Raw genomic sequence first — 16,031 nt, 5'->3', positions numbered from 1 at the left:
GCGGACGCGAAATCAACGTCCGTATGCACTGTTGCTGCCTGCGCCTCCTCATCCTAATTCGTGCTCAACAAACCGCGGATCGGCTGACTGAAATCATGAAACAGCGATCTTTACACAAATGCGCCACTCATCATGCTGCGGCGCAGCGCAGTAAAGACCGGCCGGTTCACAAGAGACGCTGATGACGAGCGACCATCCGCACGAATGGCCGTGCGGTGGCTGGCATTCCCTTCAACCACGGGACCTGCGATGAGCAAACTGGACCCCGAAGTGGTCATCGATCTGACCTCGGCGAAAAAGGCGACGATCCCACCGATCGCCCCCGGGCTGCTGCTGGCACTGTCCGACGGCTTGGTTCTCGCCCTGGTGGGGTGGACGCTCAACCATTTCCTCGGCGCCGACGCGCTGACCGAACCGGTGGAGGCCGCCGCCTGGCAGCGGTCGCTGGTCACCGGCCTGATGCTGGTGCCCCTGGTCAAATCGGTGTTCGGCATCTATACGCTCGGCCGCTTCGATTACATGGAACGGACGAGACGGACTTTTCAGGCGGCATTTCTGTGCTGCGCCGTGCTCGCCGTCCCCTTCATCGTGATGGAGGGGTTCCGTTCCTTCTTCGTGGAGGCGCTGTCGATCGCCCTGCTGGGCTTCGCCGTCACCTATGTGGCCGACCTGCTGCTGATCCAGGGACTGCTGTCCAGCGCGCTCGACTGGCGGACGCCGGTGATGATCGTCGGCGCCGGACCGCAGGGTGCCGCCATCGCCGAGAAGCTGCAGCGCCTGCCCTGGCTCGGCATGCGTCCGGTCGGCTTCGTCGATGACGACGACAGCCTGTGGCAGACCCGCGTCGCCGGCCTGCCGGTGATGGGACCGGTGGAACTGCTGGCCAAATCACCCGCCGTCGCCAGCCAGGCAAGCGCCGCCATCGTCGCCGACATCGGCCGCCACATGGGGCGCCAGGGCAGCGACCTGACCAGCCTGGTCCGCACCCTGCCCTTCCGCCAGGTCTATTGCGTGCTTGGCGAGGGCAATGTCAGCGCCGTCGACGCGACCTACCACAACCTGCACGGCTCGCTCGCGCTCCGCGTCAGCGTCCGGCCGCCGACCGGCTACCTGCGCATCCGCCGCGCCATGGACATCGTGCTGTCGGCGATCCTGCTGGTCGTGGTGGCGCCGCTGATGCTCGGCCTCGCCGTCGCCATCAGGCTGGACAGCCCCGGCCCGGTGATGTTCCGCCAGAAGCGCTGGGCCGGCGGCAAGCAGACCTTCGACCTGCTGAAGTTCCGTTCCATGCATGTCGACGCCGAGGAACAGCTGCAGCATCTGCTGGCGAACGACCCGGTCGCCCGCGAAGAATACATGACCTACCACAAGCTGACGGTCGACCCGCGCATCACCCCGCTCGGCCGCTTCCTGCGCAAGACCTCGCTCGACGAGCTGCCGCAGCTGTGGAACATCCTGATGGGCGACATGAGCCTGATCGGTCCGCGCGCCTACATGCCGAAGGAGCTGCCGGAGGTGGGTGACTCCGCCGCGGTGATCGGCACCGTCCGCCCGGGGCTGACCGGCTATTGGCAGGTGTCGGGCCGTCACCGCACCACCTTCCAGGAGCGCGTCGCGATGGACGTCTTCTATGTCCGCAACTGCGGCCTGCTGTTCGACTTCTTCATCCTGTGCAAGACAGCGGTGATGGTCCTGAAGGGCGACGGGTCGTAACCACCCCGGAGGATGCCTCCCGCCGCTTTCGAACCGATGCCAGCCGGACCCCCGCGCCACCCGCGCGGGGGTTTTGTCGATCCCGCACAGTGCCGACGACCTTTTTCGGACGGCAAAGGAAGCAGACTGCGCGAAAGCGGCTACCCCATTCGGGTCCGGCCTCCTTCGGTCTAATGCCACCGCCCGGCTACGCGATGGGAGGAGGGAACCGCATCTTCAGTGCTGCACAGCCGAACGCGCTACGGCAGCCCAAGGAAAAGCCGATGAAAATCCTGGATTTTCTGGAAAAGAGCATCGCCGTCATCGGCATCATCGCCTTCGGAGGCTCGGTGCTTCCGCTGATGCTGACCGGCGGCGACCCGCTGGCCGGCGACCTGGAATCCTCCGGCGTCACGATGTTCTACGGCGGCGTCTACCTGCTGCTGCTCGGCGCCATCGCGCTCCGGCCGGCCATCGCCTTCCAGATCCCGTTCGCCAGCCCGGCGCTGACGATGCTGATCGCCTTCGCGTTCCTGACCTCGCTGTGGTCGCTGTTTCCCGACGTGACGCTCCGCCGGTCGATCGCCTTCCTGTTCACCACGGTATTCGGCATCTGGCTCGGCCTGCGCTTCCGATTTCCCGAGATCATGCGGCTGATCGTGGTTGGCCTGTCGGCGCTGATGTTCATCTCCTTCTTCATGATCGTCGCGATGCCGGACATCGGCCTGGACAGCGCCCAGCATGTCGGCGCCTGGAAGGGTGTGTTCTTTCAGAAGAACGTGACCGGCCGCATGATGGTCTGGCTGATCCTGTGCCTGGTCTGGCTCGACTGGCAGAAGGAACAGAGCCGCTGGGTCACCCGGCCGCTGATGCTGCTGGCGATGCTGCTGATCGTGATGAGCCAGTCCGGCACCGGACTGATCACCTCGATCCTGGTGTCCGTCGCGCTGCTGTCCACCACCTTCCTTCGCGGCAGCATCCGCAACTTCGCACCGACCATGGCCTTGCTGACGGCGCTGCTGGTCGTCATGGTCACGGCGGGCGCCACCTTCTGGTACGACGTGCTCTATGCGCTGGGGCGCGACCCCACGCTGACCGGCCGCACCGTGTTGTGGGAACACATCGTCCATTCGGTGTGGGAACGTCCGCTCCAGGGCTACGGCTACGCCGCCTACTGGTTCGGCTTCAACGGCCCGGGCGCCAGCTTCACCCGCGACTGGGGCATCACCTCGGCCCACAGCGGCTGGCTGGAACTGACGCTCGACCTCGGCCTGGTCGGCGTGGCGCTGGTGCTGGCGGTGCTGGCGCGCCTGCTGTTCCAGGGGTTCTTCGCCGCCCGCTACGGCAATGGCCGGCCCGAGGCCGCCTGGTCCTTCGCCGTCGGTTGCGCCCTGCTGGCGGTGTCGGTGTCGGAAAGCGTCTTCGCCGAGCGGCATTCCATGAATTGGGTGATCGCCACCATCGCCGTCGTCCGGCTGGTCCAGCAAAGCCGCTGGCAGCGCCTGCTGAACGACCGTGCGGCGGAGCATGCCCGCCTGCACCGCCATGCACCTTCCGGAATCGGCCCGGCCTATGCCGGCCGGAGCCGCCCGCTCCAGGCCGCCCGCTCTTAGGCCCACCCTGCCCGATTCAGGCTCCTTGAAGGATCGTCACCCGTGACCTCTTCCATTTTTCCTTCGACCGAAGGCAGACCCATGAGCCCGAAAAAGAGCCCGAAAAACGAACCGGCAATCAGCAACGATCCGGCGACCGACGGACAGGTGGCCAGCGAACACGCCGTCGATGAACAGGTGACGGTCGTCATCCCGACCCGCAACCGGCCGGACATGGTGATGCGGGCGGTGCGCAGCGCACTGGACCAGACCTACCGGACCCTCGACGTGGTGGTTGTGATCGACGGCCCCGATCCCGCGACCGCGGCCCATCTGGCGACGCTCGGTGATCCGCGGCTGACCGTGATGGAGCTGGAGACCAACCATGGCGCCGCCGAGGCCCGTAACATCGGCGTGCGCAGCGCCCGCGGCGGCTGGATCGCCTTCCTCGACGACGACGACCATTGGATGCCGGAAAAAGTCGAGCTCCAGATGGCCGCCCGTCCGGCGGGCATCCGCTTTCCCATCGTCAGCTGCCGCTGCCAGGTGGTGACGGCCAGGGGCACCTTCGCCTGGCCGCGCCGGCTCGCCGGTCCGGGCGATGCCATCGGCGACTACCTGTTCATCCGCCGCGGCCTGTTCAAGGGCGAGACCTTCGCCCCGACCACGACGCTGCTGGCACCCAAGTCCCTGCTGCTGCGCAATCCCATTCCGGAATCCCGCTTCGACGACTGGGAATGGCTGATCACCTGCGGCCGGGTCGACGGGACGGCGCTGATCCACATCCCCGACGTGATGGCCGTGCATTACACCGAGAACAACCGGGTCACGCTGTCGACCTGCCACAACATCAACCACGCGTTGGAATGGGCGGAGGCGATGCGCGATCACCTGTCGCCGCGCGCCTATGCCAGCCTGCTGCTGCAGGCGACCGGCGGCGAGCAGGCGGCCCGCACCGCGGGCACCCGCTGGCGGATCCTGAACTCCGCCCTGCGCGACGGTCAGCCCACGCCAATGGCACTTGCGACCTTCACCATGCATTCGCTGATGCCCGTCGGCCTGCGCCGCCGGCTGCGGCAAGCCCTGTTCTCCGCGTCCGACGCGGCCTGAGCCGAAAGGACCCCGACGCCTATGGACAGCAAAACCGACAGCCAAAAGCCTGCCCGCAATCGGGGCTCGCCGCAAAAAAAAATACCGCAGAAGAACGCAATCGTCTTCGCGACGCCCGGCGCGTTGGACGGCGGCGGCGGCATCGGCCGCATGACGGGATACGTGGTCGACCAGTTCGAAAAGGCGGGCGCCCCGCGATCCATAATCCTGGACACCCGCGGCACCGGGAGCGTTCTGCTGTCACCCTTCTACCTCGGCGTGACCCTGGCGCGGATGGCCTGGATCCTGGCCCTCCGCCGGGCCTCCGTCGTGCACATCAACGTGTCGGAACGGGCCAGCTTCCTGCGCAAGGCAGCGGTCCAGGCGGTGGCCGGGCTGATGGGCTGCCCCACGGTGGTGCATCTGCACGGCGCCTCCTTCGTCGAGTATTTCGAAGGCGGGATCTTCGCACGCGCCATCAGCCGCTGGCTGTTCAACCGCTGCGGCCGCGTGGTCGTGCTGGGCGACAACTGGCGCGACTATCTGGTGCAGTCGGTGCGTACCGATCCCCGCAAGATTCGGGTGCTGTACAATGCCGTGCCCGATGTAGGCGCCGATCTGGCGTCCCGCACGCCGCCGGAACCGGGTGCGGTCCTGTCGCTGCTGGTGCTCGCCAACCTGTCGGAGCGCAAGGGCATAGGAACCTTGCTGCGCGCCTGCGCCCTGCTGAAGGAACGCGGCCAGCCCTTCCATTTGACCATCGGCGGCGGCGGCGACATCGACGGCTACCGCGCGATGGCCGCCGGGCTGGGCGTTGCGGAGGAATGCCGCTTCCTCGGCTGGATCGGCCGGGAGGAGGCGCATGCACACATCCGCTCGCACGACATGCTGCTGCTGCCCTCCACCCATGAAGGGTTGCCGATGGTGATCCTCGAGGCGCTTTCGGCCCGGCTGCCGGTCATCACCACGCCGGTCGGCTCGATCCCCGAAGTGCTGGCCGACGGCGAGACGGCGCGGATCATCCCGGTCAACGATGCCGGTGCGCTCGCCGACGCCATCGCCCAGGTCGGGCGCGACCCCGTGCTGTACGGCCGTCTGGCGGAGAACGGCCGGCGGCTGTTCCTCAAGCAGTTCGTCATCGACGCCTATGCCAAGTCGCTGCTGGCCATCTACCAGGAACTCGACCGCAGCGGGACCGAACTGTCGGGAGAGTTGGACAAGCTGGCGGAATCGGCCGCCGCGGCTTCGAAGCGCCGTTGATGCGCCCGGATGCCCTCTTCGACGGCCCGTCCGATGATTCCTTCGATGATCGGGGTGGAAAACCATCATGAACCCCATGACCGGAATGGAGAAAACCATGCTCAGGTTGGGTAATTCCCCCGGCAGGCTCACCCGTTCGGTCGCTCCACAGCGTACGGGTGCGGCATGGCGTAAACTTGAAAGCACGCGCCGCCCGACCGCCGGTTGCGGCGCCTTCCAAACGGCGGCAGCCGACCGGCCGCATCACCATGAACTGCCCTTGCCGCCCTGACCTACAGGCCGGCAAGGGATCGAGGCCGAAGACAAAACAAGCCCGCCGCAGCCGTCGAAGGACGGACGTCACACGGTAAAAGCCGGGACGGAACAGCAGGAACGGCGGGCCGGGAAAGGATCAGGAGCGGACATGATTTATATCGTCTCCCCCGGCGGTACCCAGGAGAAAGGTGGAATGGGCCGTGTGGTCGACAACTTCACGACCGATTTCCGGCAAAACTGTCCGGACTTGCGGTTCGAGGTTGTCGACAGCTACGGCCCCGGCAAATTCCACTTGATGCCCCTCTATTTCGCGCGGGCGGTTGCCCGTCTGGCCGGCTGCTTCGTCACCGGCAAGGCCGACCTCGTTCACATCCACATGGCGGAATATGGCAGTGTCCTGCGCAAGGGCATCCTGATCGCCATGGCCCGCAGCTTCGGCGTGCCGGTGGTCCTCCACCTGCATGGCGGCCGTTTCCCGAAACACTTCAAGGACTCCAAACCGGTCACGCGCTGGGCGATCCGCCGCATGATGGCGATGACCAGCGAGATCGTGGTGCTGGGTGAGTTCTGGCGCGACTGGGTGGCGGAAGCCTTCGGGCCGGAGGCACGCCGCCGCACGACCCTGCTGCACAACGCCGTCCCCGGCCCGGCCTCCCTCCCGGTGCGCGACGACGCGGAGGAGGGCTTCGCCGGCCCTGTCCGCCTGCTGTTCCTCGGCCGGCTGATCAAGCTGAAGGGCATCGACGTCCTTCTGAACGCGCTGGCCTCGCCGGTCTGCCGCGACCGCGACTGGCGGATCACGATCGCCGGCGACGGCGACCTGGAGACCTACCGCAGCCTTGCGACCCAGTTGGGCATCTCCGACCGCGTGCGCTTCACCGGTTGGCTCGATCAGGCCGGCTGCCGGCGCGAACTGGGCAACGCCCATGTGCTGGTGCAGCCGTCGATGTTCGAGGGCCTGCCGATGTCGGTGCTGGAAGCGATGGCGGAAGGCCTGACCATCGTCGCCACCCCGGTCGGCAGCGTTCCCGACGCCATCGCCGACGGAGAGACCGGGCTGCTGGTGCCGCCGGGCGACGCCGCCGCCCTGGCCGACGCGCTGGCACGGGTGATCGACGACCGCAACCTGCGCCGCAACCTCGGCGCCGGGGCGCGGGCGCGGTGGGAGCGCCAGTTCGACGTCGCGGTGTTCCGCGAACGGCTGCTGGAGATCTACCGCCGCAACGCCCGCGGCAGCCTGGGCACGACCCCCGCGGTCCCGGCCGGACCGGTGCCGGCCTCCGGACCGGCCGGCCACTCCAAGGGTAGGGCCGGCTGAAGCGGGCCGGCCTGGACAGATCGACAAGAAGGAGGGGGAGCACCATGAAGGACGCCATCGCCAATCTGGTGCGCTGGTCGGGATTCGGTGCAATGCAGCGGTTCCTGAAGGCGCGCCGCGGCGTGACCATCGTCGTCTACCATGACCCGGCACCGGAGGTGCTGCGCGAGCATCTGCGGTGGTTCGCCAGGCATTACAGCTTCACCACGCTGGATGCGGTCGCGACCGCGATGGAGACCGGCCGGTGGGACGCGCTGCCGGCCTACCCGCTGGTCATCACCTTCGACGACGGGCATCGGAACAACACCGCGCTGGCACCGCTGTTCCGCGAATTCGACCTGCGGCCGACGGTGTATCTCTGCAGCCGGATCGTCGGCACCGCCCGCCCCTACTGGTGGAAGACCGACGCCGCCGACAGCATCGGGGTGGAACGGCTGAAGCGGGTTCCCGACCCCGAACGGCGCCGCCTGCTGGCGGAGGCCGGCAACGATCCCGACCGAGACGGGGCCGAACGGCAGGCGATGACCTGGGACGAGATCGCCCGGATGACGGACGTCGCCGACTACGGCGCCCACACCCGCACCCACCCGATCCTCCTGCAGTGCGACGACCGCCGCTGTGCCGACGAGATCGTGCTGTGCCGCACCGAGCTGGAGGAGGCGCTCGGGCGGCCCTGCCGGCACTTCGCCTTCCCCAACGGCGATTTCAGCGGCCGCGAGGTCGAGGAGATCCGACGCGCCGGCTATCGCACTGCCCGCACCATCGATCCCGGCTGGAACGACGCCGGCACCGACCCCTTGCGGCTGAAGGCCTTTCCGGTCTCCGACGACGCGACGGTGGAATGGCTCAGCGTGCAGCTGACCGGCATCCCGGCATGGCTGCGCAAGCGGAAGACCGCCACCAGCGGCGGAGCCGCCGGTCAGGCCGCGCCCGAATGGTCGGATGGCATGGCCAAGCCCAAGTCCGCCGGCATATGACCACGCCAGGCCCTGCCACGACGAAGGTCTGCAATCCGACGTCAAGCCCTATTACCAGGAAGCAGAGTGGCTAACCACAGACTTCAAGTTGCTTCTATCCTTTGATCCCTCGCAAAGCAGCGCAAGTATCACAATAAAATTGCTATCACGCGGATGCGAAAACAGAGGCCCGCACAGCTCAGGGACATAAGGGAGGGGGCCGCCGGACAAGCCCCCTATCCGTCAGCCAAGCCACCCGGAACCCCGTTTCGACCGAACCCACGAGGAGTTTTCAGAGACATGCGGACCGCCACCATGACCGACACGACCCTGACCGCTCCCGCCCTGCCGGAAATCCGCGCCTTCATCGTGGAAAACTTCCTGCTGGGCAAGGATTCCGGCTTTGACAACAGCGAATCCCTGCTGGAGTCCGGGGTCATCGACAGCACCGGCATCATGCACGTCGTCGCCTTCCTGGAGGAGCGCTTCGGCATCGCCGTCGACGACGACGACATGGTCGCCGACAACCTGGAATCGGTGGACCGGATCGCCGCCTTCGTCGGCCGCAAGCAGGAACTGCGCAACGCCGCCTGACCGGTCCGGACCGCCACCACGGTCACGGCCACGGTCCCGAAGCGGGCGACGGCAAGATAGGGAACCATCATGGTCCATCTGGTTCACCAGTTCCTCACCGAAACCGCCCGGCGCGATTCCGCACGCACCGCGCTGATCGCGGGCGATGCCCGCCGCAACTTCGCCGAGCTGGACCGCGAAAGCGACGCCATCGCCTGCGCGCTCCAGTCGGCGGGTATCGCCCGCGGCGACCGCGTCGCGGTGATGCTGGAGAACTCCGTCGAATATGTCGCCGGCTTGTTCGCCACCCTCAAGGCCGGCGGCATCTTCGTCCCCGTGAACCCCTCGACCAAGGCCGACAAGTTGGCCTACCTGCTGGCCGACGCCGATGTCCGGCTGCTGATCGCGCCGGCCGCGCTGGCCCGACAGGTGCTGCCGGCGCTGGAAGCGGTGGAAACGTCTCCGTCCGTCCTGTGGGTGGGAACCGCTCTTCCGGCCGGAGCCAAGGGCCTGCTCTATGCCGACGCGCTGTCGTCTCCCCAGCGACATCCCGCCGATCCCCGACTGATCGACCAGGATCTGGCAGCGATCATGTACACGTCGGGCACCACCGGCCGGCCGAAGGGCGTGATGCTGACCCACGCCAACTATGTCAACACCACATGGGCGATATCCACCTATCTGGGCAACACGCCCGACGACGTGGTGATGTGCGTGCTGCCGCTGACCTTCGGCTATGGCCTGTCCCAGGTGATGACCGCCGTCCGTGTCGGTTTTACCCTGGTGCTGGAGCGCTCCTTCGCCTTCCCGGCCGAGACCCTGAAGCGCATGGTCGGGCATCGCGTCACCGGCCTGCCCGGCGTGCCGACGATCTTCTCCACCCTGCTGGGGCTGGAGGCGGCGAAGACCGCCGACCTCGGCTCGCTGCGCTACCTCACCAATGCCGCCGCTCCGCTGCCGGCCGCCCATCTCCGCCGGCTGCGCGAGCGCTTCCCCCAGGCCGCCTTCCATTCCATGTATGGCATGACGGAATGCTGCACCCGCATCAGCACGCTCGATCCCGCCGACCTGGAGAGGAAACCGACCTCCGTCGGCCGCGCCATTCCCAACTCCGAGGCCTTCGTCGCCGACGAGGACGGCAACCGCCTGCCTCCCGGCCAGGTCGGCGAGCTTGTGGTACGCGGTGCCAACGTGATGCGCGGCTACTGGAACCGGCCCGAGGACACCGCCCGGCACCTGCGCCGCGGTCCCCAGGGCGATACCCTGCTGTTCACCGGCGACCTGTTCAGCCAGGACGCCGAGGGGCACCTCTACTTCGTCAGCCGCAAGGACGACGTCTTCAAGTGCCGCGGCGAGAAGGTCAGCCCCAAGGAGGTCGAGAACGCCCTGTATGAGTTGGACGGCGTGCTGGAAGCCTGCGTGATCGGCGTCCCGGACGATGCCGACGGCTTGGCGGTCAAGGCCTTCCTGGTTCCGCGCGAGGGCGCCGACCTCTCCGAGGCCGCCATCCGGCAGCATTGCCGCGGCCGGCTGGAAAGCCATCTCGTGCCGAAGCTGATCGAGTTTCGCAACAGCCTGCCGAAGACCGACTCCGGCAAGATCCGGCGGGCGGAACTGACGGAGGAAGCCACCACGTCCGACGGCAACACCCGTCCCCTCTCCCGCGTGGCGGGGGAGGGTTAGGGGGGGCAAAGCGCCTCCCACACCGACCACCACGACAAACACCCACCCCAGGACAGAGAGCACGCTCATGTGTGGTGTCGCCGGAGTTCTATCAGGATCGCATGCCGAGCCGGCCGGTCTGGACGAGCTGAAGCGCATGATCGCCATGCTGGGCCACCGTGGCCCGGACGGCTACGGCTTCTACCGCGACGACCGGATCGGGCTTGCCCATGCCCGCCTCAGCATCGTCGGCTTGGCCGGCGGCTTCCAGCCGATCCACAATGAGGACCGCACCCTCTGGATCAGCTTCAACGGCGAAATCTTCAACCACGTCGAGCTGCGGCGCGACCTCGAGGCGCGTGGCCACCGCTTCTACACCCAGACCGATACCGAGGTGATCGTCCACGCCTTCGAGGAGTACGGCCCCGCCACCTGGGCCAAGCTGAACGGCCAGTTCGCCATCTGCCTGTGGGACACGAAACGGCGCGAGCTGTGGCTGGTCCGCGACCGGCTCGGCATCCTGCCGCTGTTCTATGCGCGCCGCGGCAGTCATCTGGTCTTCGCGTCGGAGGCCAAGGCCCTGTTCGGCGGCGGCCGGGTGGAGCCGGCCTTCGACCCCGCCCGCCTCGCCCAGGTCTTCACCCACTGGAGCACGGCACCGCACGGCAGCGTCTTCGAGCGCGTCGAGAGCGTGCCAGCGGCCACCGCCATCCGTGTCGACTCCACGCTCGCCCTGCATGTCGACCGCTACTGGCAGCCGGACTTCACTGCCGATCCCGCGCTCGCCTCCCTCTCGCTCGACGAGGCGGCCGACCGGCTCGAAGAGAAGCTCCTCGACGCCATCAGCCTGCGGCTTCGCGCCGACGTACCGGTCGGCGTCTACATCAGCGGGGGGCTGGACAGTTCGGTCATCGCGGCCCTCGCCCGCAAGCTCGACACCACCCGCATGCATAGCTTCGGCGTCCGCTTCACCGATGCCGGTTTCGACGAGACCGCGCAGCAGCGGCTGGTCGCCGGCCATGTCGGGACCGAGCATCACGACATCCTGTGCGGACCGGAAGACATCCAGGCGGCCCTGCCCGACGTCATCCGCCATGGCGAATCGCCGCTGCTGCGCACCGCCCCCGCTCCGCTGTTCCTGCTCTCCCGCCTGGTGCGCGAGACCGGCATCCGCGTCGTCCTCTCCGGCGAAGGCGCCGACGAGTGGCTTGCCGGCTACGACATCTTCAAGGAGGACAAGGTCCGCCGCTTCTGGGCGCGCCAGCCCGACAGCAAGGCGCGGCCGAAGCTGCTGGGCCGCATCCATCCCTTCGCCGCCGTCAACGGCCAGAAGGACAGCCCGCTGTGGCAGGCCTTCTTCAAGCGCGGCATGATGGATACGGAGGAGACCTTCTACGCCCACCGCACCCGCTGGCGGAACACCGCCTGGTCGCAGCGGCTGCTCGCCGCCGAGGTGCAGGCCGCCGCCGACGATGCCGCCTTCGAGGCGCATGTCGCAGCCCATCTGCCGGCCGGCTGGCCGCGCTGGTCCCCCCTCGCCCGCAGCCAGTGGGCGGAGATTTCCGCCTTCATGACTCCCTACCTGCTGTCCGCCCAGGGCGACCGCGTCGCCATGGCCAACAGCATCGAGGTCCGCTACCCCTTCCTCGACCCGGAGGTGGACGAGCTCTGCGCCGCGTTGCCGGACCGGGTCAAGATGCTGGGGCTGCGCGACAAGCTCGCCCTGCGCCGGCTGGCCGCCCGCCATCTGCCGGCGGAGATCGTCCAGCGTCCGAAGCGGCCCTACCGTGCGCCGATGACCAGCGCGCTGTTCGGCGATGGTGCCCCGGACTATGTCCGCGACCTGTTGTCGCCGGAAGCGCTCGCCCGCTACGGCCTGACCGACCCGGTTGCGGTGGCGGCGCTGGCCGACAAGGCCCACCGCCAGAACGGCCGCATGGCCGGCGAACGGGAGGAAATGGCCCTGGTCGGGACGCTGACCCTGCAGATGCTGGCCAACTATGTCCACGACGAGCTTCCCCAACGTGTTCGCGACCAGCGCGCCGCGCTGGACCGGGCCGAGATCCACATCCTTGAGGAGCACGCGTCCGGCGCCGGACCGGACGCCCGAATCGTCCTGCCCCGGCCGACCGCGGCCTGACCGCCTCCACTTTCTTCCGACGATGCATCAACCCCCATCGGGAACCGTGACCATGCTGAACGCCCTCTCCTCGCCCCTCGCCCAGTTCGACACCAAGGCCCTCGATCTGGATTGCGCGGCCGCGGCGCGCGAGATCGAAGACGCCATCCAGCGCATCGTCGCCCATGATCTGCGCCGTCAGGGCGTCGTGCTCGGCGTGTCCGGCGGCATCGACAGCTCGGTCTGCGCCACGCTCGCCGTCCGCGCCCTGGGGCCGGAACGTGTGCTGTGCATCCTGATGCCGGAGAAGGAGAATTCACCGAAGAGCACCCGCCTCGGAACCCTGCTCTGCGAGCATCTCGGCGTGACGCCGGTGATGGAGACCATCACCGGTCCGCTGGAGGCACTCGGCTGCTACGAGCGCCGCGACAACGCCATCCGTCGGCTGTTTCCGGAATTCGGCCCGGGCTGGAAGCAGAAGATCGGTCTGGCCGGCAACCTGCTGGACGCCGACCGGGTCAACTACTTCACCCTGACCGTCGAATCGCCGGACGGCGAGCGTCAGACCAGCCGCATGCCGGTCGACGTCTATCTCGATGTGGTGGCGGCGACCAACCTGAAGCAGCGCATCCGCAAGACGGTCGAATACACCCATGCCGACCGCCTCAACTACGCCGTCCTCGGTACGCCGAACCGGCTCGAATATGAGCTGGGCTTCTTCGTGCGCGGTGGCGACGGTCTGGCCGACCTGAAGCCGATCGCACATCTCTACAAGTCGCAGGTCTACCAGATGGCGGCCCATCTCGGCCTGCCGGCGGAAATCCAGGCGCAGTCGCCCAGCACCGACACCTACACCCTGCCCCAGTCGCAGGAGGAGTTCTACTACGCCCTGCCCTACGACAAGCTGGATTTGGCGCTCTGCGCCTATGGCCGCGGCGCCAGCGAGGAGGAAGCCGCGGAGGCCCTGGGCTTGACGGTCCCGCAGATCCACCGTGTCTACAAGGACATCACCGCCAAGCGCCGGACGTCTGCCCGCATCCTGCGCAATGCCCATCTGGTACAGCCGGTGTCCGTCGGGGATGCCGCATGAGCATCATCGACTGGAAACAGCGAGGTGTCGCCCGCTACGAGCCAAGCGACCATGCCGCCCTGGAAAGTTTCCAGCGGGCTCATTTCGGTGCCGACTCCATCCAGCTTTCACCCGACCATTTCCATTGGCTGTTCGAGGAACCGCCGGAACGCGAGCATGAGGGACCGCAGCTCTGGCTGTGCAAGCGCAACGGTGCCGTCGTCGGTCAACAGGGCGGCATTCCCTTCGCCCTGAAGGTCGGGGAACGCAACCGCCGGGCCTCCTGGGCGATCGACCTGATGGTCGCACCGGAATGGCGGCTGCGCGGTGTCGGCCCCGCCCTGTCCGAGACCCATTCCGGATCGTCCGATCTCGCCGTATCCCTGTCGATGACGGAGGCCGCCTACAAATCCTATAAGCGGGCGGGATGGCTCGATCTCGGCAATGTGCCCACCTATCTGCGGGTGATCGATCCGCTACGCTGCCTGCGCGTCAGCCCTTATGGCGGTGGGCTGGCCAAGCTGGTGGCGAAGGTAGGCAAGCCGGCATTGACCTCGGCCTCTCTCGGTTATGGGCTGTCGGCCCGGCTGCTCGGCGCCAAGCTGGTGGAGATCGACAGCTTCGACTACCGCGTCGATGAGTTGTGGGAAGCCGCTGCGCCGCAGCATCCCGTCATCGCCCGCCGCGACTGGGCCTTCTTGAACTGGCGCTTCGACACCACGCCGCAGTCCGACCGCTTTCGCCGCTTCTACATCATGCGTGGCGAGACGCTGCTTGCCTATGTCGTGCTCCGGGTCGACCATTGGAAGGGCGAGCCGGTCGGTGTCGTCTGCGACTATCTTGCCAGGCCGGGTTGGCTGATGGCGAGCTTCTCGCTGATGACCGAGTTGGCGCGGCGGGAAGGCATGGTCGCGCTGATGTGCCGGACGCTGAACGCCCAGGCGGCACGGCCGCTGTCGATGATGGGTTTTCTGTGCCTGAAGAACGGCCTGCACGCGCCGACCCGCATGATGGTACGGCCGGCGCTGGACCAGTTGGACCTGGCCGGACCGGCAGGCGACCCGAAGAACTGGTTCGTCACCGTCGCCGACAGCGACATGGGCTTCAGGGGGCTCGGCGAATAGTCGCCTATAGCTCGAAATCAGGCGCAGAAATGCAAAAAGGCTGCCTTCCCATGCGGGAGTGCAGCCTTTCTGAAGGTCGTTGTAAAGTCGAGTTTCAAGTGACGGGAATGCGTCTTCAGAACATCCATGAAGCGGTTTACCGCTGTGCATGGCGCCCGGTGAGATCAAGCCGATCGAGCGATTAGTAAGGCTTAGCTTCGAGCGTCACCGCCCGTCCACATGCCTCCTATCGACGTGATGGTCTGTCACGGCTCTCAAGGGAGCTCTTGTTTAGAGGTGGGTTTCCCGCTTAGATGCTTTCAGCGGTTATCCCGTCCATACTTAGCTACCCGGCCATGCCACTGGCGTGACAACCGGTGCACCAGAGGTATGTCCATCCCGGTCCTCTCGTACTAGGGACAGATCCTCGCAAAACTCCTACACCCACGGCAGATAGGGACCGAACTGTCTCACGACGTTCTAAACCCAGCTCACGTACCACTTTAATCGGCGAACAGCCGAACCCTTGGGACCTGCTCCAGCCCCAGGATGTGATGAGCCGACATCGAGGTGCCAAACGACTCCGTCGATATGGACTCTTGGGAGTCATCAGCCTGTTATCCCCGGCGTACCTTTTATCCGTTGAGCGATGGCCCGTCCACGTGGAGCCACCGGATCACTATGGCCGACTTTCGTCTCTGCTCGACTTGTCAGTCTTGCAGTCAGGCGGGCTTATGCCATTGCACTCGACGAGCGATTTCCGACCGCTCTGAGCCCACCATCGCGCGCCTCCGTTACACTTTGGGAGGCGACCGCCCCAGTCAAACTACCCGCCATGCAGGGTCCCGGACCCGGGTAACGGGCCGCGGTTAGATGCCAGAGATCTCAAGGGTGGTATTTCAAGGTTGGCTCCACCCGGGCTGGCGCCCAGGCTTCCAAGCCTCCCACCTATCCTACACATGAGATCCCTAGCACCACTGCAAAGCTGTAGTAAAGGTGCACGGGGTCTTTCCGTCTGACCGCGGGAACTCCGCATCTTCACGGAGAGTTCAATTTCGCTGAGTTGGTGTTGGAGACAGCGGGGAAGTCGTTACGCCATTCGTGCAGGTCGGAACTTACCCGACAAGGAATTTCGCTACCTTAGGACCGTTATAGTTACGGCCGCCGTTTACCGGGGCTTCAATTCAGAGCTTGCACCCCTCCTCTTAACCTTCCGGCACCGGGCAGGCGTCAGACCCTATACGTCGCCTTGTATGGCTTCGCAGAGCCCTGTGTTTTTAGTAAACAGTCGCTACCCCCTGGTCTGTGCCCCCCGCCATGGCTTGCGCCACAACGGGGCCCTC

Annotated in this window: 12 protein-coding genes and 1 rRNA gene (1 of these 13 running past the window's edge); 12 read left to right on the top strand and 1 reads right to left on the bottom strand. The window is 66.6% G+C overall.

The features are described from left to right. The first annotated feature begins 249 nt into the window (after positions 1–249). The 12 genes from AL072_RS19520 (at position 250) to AL072_RS19470 (ending at position 14,709) form a co-directional block, all read left to right on the top strand. Positions 250–1,713 carry an exopolysaccharide biosynthesis polyprenyl glycosylphosphotransferase gene (locus AL072_RS19520; RefSeq protein ID WP_045584481.1) on the top strand — a complete coding sequence of 488 codons (1,464 nt, stop codon included), beginning with the start codon at positions 250–252 and terminating at the stop codon, positions 1,711–1,713. A gap of 263 nt (positions 1,714–1,976) precedes the next feature. Continuing rightward, entirely contained in the window at positions 1,977–3,305 is a 1,329-nt protein-coding gene (locus tag AL072_RS19515; protein ID WP_045584480.1) for an O-antigen ligase family protein, read from the top strand. Positions 3,306–3,386: 81 nt separating this feature from the next. Then, entirely contained in the window at positions 3,387–4,394 is a 1,008-nt protein-coding gene (locus AL072_RS19510; RefSeq protein WP_052710281.1) for a glycosyltransferase family 2 protein, read from the top strand. A gap of 21 nt (positions 4,395–4,415) precedes the next feature. Further along, the gene (locus tag AL072_RS19505) at positions 4,416–5,633 is read left to right on the top strand and encodes a glycosyltransferase family 4 protein (protein WP_045584479.1); all 1,218 of its coding nucleotides are present in this window, start codon (positions 4,416–4,418) and stop codon (positions 5,631–5,633) included. 67 nt (positions 5,634–5,700) lie between these two features. Further along, entirely contained in the window at positions 5,701–5,904 is a 204-nt protein-coding gene (locus AL072_RS34410) for a hypothetical protein (protein WP_144428311.1), read from the top strand. A 132-nt stretch (positions 5,905–6,036) separates the two neighbouring features. Next, complete coding sequence (locus tag AL072_RS19500) at positions 6,037–7,206, top strand: glycosyltransferase family 4 protein (protein ID WP_200909895.1); 1,170 nt, start codon at positions 6,037–6,039, stop codon at positions 7,204–7,206. Between the two features lie 44 nt (positions 7,207–7,250). Beyond that, entirely contained in the window at positions 7,251–8,183 is a 933-nt protein-coding gene (locus tag AL072_RS19495) for a polysaccharide deacetylase family protein (protein WP_045584477.1), read from the top strand. Positions 8,184–8,477: 294 nt separating this feature from the next. Beyond that, on the top strand, positions 8,478–8,756 hold the full coding sequence (locus tag AL072_RS19490; protein WP_045584709.1) for a phosphopantetheine-binding protein: 279 nt from the start codon (positions 8,478–8,480) through the stop codon (positions 8,754–8,756). Between the two features lie 69 nt (positions 8,757–8,825). After that, on the top strand, positions 8,826–10,418 hold the full coding sequence (locus AL072_RS19485) for a class I adenylate-forming enzyme family protein (RefSeq protein ID WP_045584476.1): 1,593 nt from the start codon (positions 8,826–8,828) through the stop codon (positions 10,416–10,418). A 67-nt stretch (positions 10,419–10,485) separates the two neighbouring features. Next, positions 10,486–12,537 (top strand): asparagine synthase (glutamine-hydrolyzing), encoded by a 2,052-nt coding sequence (gene asnB / locus AL072_RS19480; protein WP_045584475.1) that lies wholly within the window; start codon positions 10,486–10,488, stop codon positions 12,535–12,537. Between the two features lie 52 nt (positions 12,538–12,589). Next, on the top strand, positions 12,590–13,606 hold the full coding sequence (gene nadE / locus AL072_RS19475; protein WP_045584474.1) for an NAD(+) synthase: 1,017 nt from the start codon (positions 12,590–12,592) through the stop codon (positions 13,604–13,606). Next, positions 13,603–14,709, top strand: coding sequence for a GNAT family N-acetyltransferase (locus AL072_RS19470; RefSeq protein WP_045584473.1), 1,107 nt, complete (start codon positions 13,603–13,605; stop codon positions 14,707–14,709). The genes nadE and AL072_RS19470 overlap by 4 nt, the downstream gene beginning before the upstream one ends. A 160-nt stretch (positions 14,710–14,869) precedes the next feature. On the opposite strand, the gene AL072_RS19465 is transcribed toward AL072_RS19470, so the two are convergent. Next, a 23S ribosomal RNA gene (locus tag AL072_RS19465) occupies positions 14,870–16,031 on the bottom strand; it runs 1,583 nt beyond the window's last position.

This window comes from Azospirillum thiophilum (genome assembly GCF_001305595.1).
GTDB classification, from domain to species: Bacteria; Pseudomonadota; Alphaproteobacteria; order Azospirillales; family Azospirillaceae; genus Azospirillum; species Azospirillum thiophilum.
Note: the sequence above shows the minus strand (reverse complement) of the source record. Positions and strands in the feature narration are given on the sequence as shown.